The sequence below is a fragment of the Pseudomonas sp. P4_D7 genome (genome assembly GCF_056401755.1).
Window position 1 is genome coordinate 1 of record NZ_JBFUIR010000140.1, and the last position, 2255, is coordinate 2255.

A 2255-nucleotide genomic window follows, 5' to 3' on the forward strand; every position below is an offset into this window, starting at 1 on the left:
CTGACCAACAGCTTCTTGCCATCCGGGTTGTCCTTCAATCGCCCGATGATCTGTTGATACACGGTGTTCAACTCTTTGTCCGCCGCTTTGAAATCCTGCCCGGCGCACTGATTCATCGTCGCCTGATCGCTGGCATTGGCGCAGTCGACGGCGGCGTGGGCGAGGGGAGTGAACAGAAAGGGGGTGAGGGCCAGAAGCAGGCGTGGGGACATGGTCAAGTCTCGCTGTATCGAAGATAAGTGCCGAGCAGTGTAGCGGCTGCTTCGCACTTATTCAGGCAGGCGCATTCGGGAGGCGTCGAGCAAACGGTCGGCGATGGCCGCAATCTCTTCACCATCGTGCAGCCTTTCCAGCCAATGTGCAGGAATGCCCCGCACGCCGTAATAGGCGCCGGCCAACTGACCGGTGATCGCGGCGGTGGTATCGGCGTCATCACCCAGGTTGGCCGCTCGCAAAATGGCCGCTTCGAAGCTGTCCGTCTGGTGAAAGCACCACAGCGCCGCTTCCAGGGACTGCACGCTGTAGCCATTGCCTTTGATGTCCGTCTCGGACTGAACGAGGTATTCGCCACGCGCAATGGCGACGACCTTGGGTTGCGAGAAGCTGGCGGAAGGCAACTGACGCAGCTCTGCTTTGCTTGCGCCTTCAAGCGCTCTGGCAGTCAACCCGGCCAACAATTGGCAGCATTCGATGGCTTCAGGTGCTGCGTGGGTGGTTCGCGAACTGTCGGCGGCAAAGCTCTGGATTTTCCGGGCATCGGGAAAATAGAACAGCACCACCGGCACCAGACGCATCAGCGAACCGTTGCCGGCGCTGTACGGGGCGGTCGAGCCGGCGAAGGGATCAGCGGTTTGTTGATACTGCGCGAGCGCCTGGCTGACGGTCATGCCGACATCGAAACATTCACCGGTCGAACTGAGGTAACCCCATTGCCACCAGTTGAGGTAGCGGCCCATCTGATCGGCAGCGTTGAATCCATTCTTGTTCAGCAGGCTTTCTGCCAGACAGAGGGCCATGGAAGTGTCATCGGTCCACTGCCCTGGCTTGAGGTGGAACGGGCCACCGCCGACCATATCGGTCAATGGTGGGAATGATCCCCGTGGTTTGAACTCAACCGTAGTACCGACAGCGTCGCCGCACGCAAGACCGAGCAGGGCTCCGCGGTAACGTTCAGCGAGGGATGGCGGCATGATTCGTCCTTGTAGATTCAAATTCGCTGGAGAAGGTAACAGTTTCGTTGGGCAGAGGGTGCCTGGATCCATCACAGCAACGGTCAAAAAGTGCAGCTTGATGTGTCCTTGCCGATGAATGACTGCACCGCCTTGATACAACTTCACATTGGACATGTGGTCATACAGGCCTAGTGTTCAAAACAGGAGGTGACGTATGAAACCAGTACCCAATAGTTTCGAACGCAAAATCACGCTCAAGGCGCCGCGTTCGCATGTCTGGCGTGCATTGGTCGATGCCGAGGCGTTTGGCCAGTGGTTTGGGGTGGCGCTGGAGGGCAGGCGTTTTATTGCCGGTGAATGGACGCAAGGGCAGGTCACGTATCCGGGTTATGAACACGTGTTGTGGAACGTGCTGATCGAGCGGGTCGAGCCGCAGCAGTTGTTTTCGTTTCGCTGGCATCCGTATGCGGTCAATCCGAAGATCGACTACTCCCAGGAGCCGACTACGCTGGTCAGGTTCGAGCTGGAAGACTTCGAGAGCGGTACGTTGCTGAAAGTGTCCGAATCCGGCTTCGCGCACATTCCTGACATTCGCCAGAAAGAGGCGTATTACATGGACAGCCGTGGCTGGGAGGAGCAGTTGAGCCGGCTCGAACAGTTTCTTGCCGAGAGCGCCAAGGCCCGCGAGCGTGACGGTGGATGAGACCTTGGAATCTTGCCTGAACGACAGCGACAGCCGGCCATGTGCACGGTGGTGCTGGAAACAGGCCCCAGGACAGCTGAACGTCGCGCAGATCGCGGCTTCCATGCTTGCTGCCTGACACGGCTAGGGGTTTTCGGAAGGGTTGCTATGGCGAATGTCCTACACGCGCTGGTAGCTTTTACGACTATTGGCGATTGGATCCACCGCGTAATCTACACACATCAACTGAGACACAGGGAGTGTTTCAGGATCAAGGATGATCGACCATTTGCAAGGATCGCTGCCGACAGGGAGTCGATAATGGTCTTGGGAAAAACCCGCTTCGGCGGGTTTTTTTTCGCCTGTATGTAGGAGCTGCCGCAGGCTGCGATCTTTTGATC

Annotated in this window: 4 protein-coding genes; 1 reads left to right on the plus strand and 3 read right to left on the minus strand. The window is 57.8% G+C overall.

Going from position 1 to position 2255, the window contains the following annotated elements:
- Both AC1DVF_RS29045 and AC1DVF_RS29050 read right to left on the minus strand, forming a co-directional pair.
- Positions 1-212 (minus strand): lysozyme inhibitor LprI family protein (locus AC1DVF_RS29045; RefSeq protein WP_477783606.1); only part of this gene is annotated, 212 nt, incomplete at its 3' end.
- 57 nt (positions 213-269) lie between these two features.
- Positions 270-1190 carry an ADP-ribosylglycohydrolase family protein gene (locus AC1DVF_RS29050; RefSeq protein ID WP_477783607.1) on the minus strand — a complete coding sequence of 307 codons (921 nt, stop codon included), beginning with the start codon at positions 1188-1190 and terminating at the stop codon, positions 270-272.
- A 196-nt stretch (positions 1191-1386) separates the two neighbouring features.
- Here AC1DVF_RS29050 and AC1DVF_RS29055 point away from each other — a divergent pair, with 196 nt between their 5' ends.
- Complete coding sequence (locus AC1DVF_RS29055) at positions 1387-1875, plus strand: SRPBCC family protein (RefSeq protein ID WP_093433632.1); 489 nt, start codon at positions 1387-1389, stop codon at positions 1873-1875.
- Between the two features lie 159 nt (positions 1876-2034).
- On the opposite strand, the gene AC1DVF_RS29060 is transcribed toward AC1DVF_RS29055, so the two are convergent.
- On the minus strand, positions 2035-2255 hold a 221-nt coding region (locus AC1DVF_RS29060), incomplete at its 5' end, for a hypothetical protein (RefSeq protein ID WP_477783608.1).

Bases quoted from the DNA above. Each gene is read 5' to 3' on its own strand.
- AC1DVF_RS29050 (WP_477783607.1), bottom strand. From the start codon at position 1,190: ATGCCGCCATCCCTCGCTGAACGTTACCGCGGAGCCCTGCTCGGTCTT.
- AC1DVF_RS29055 (WP_093433632.1), top strand. From the start codon at position 1,387: ATGAAACCAGTACCCAATAGTTTCGAACGCAAAATCACGCTCAAGGCG.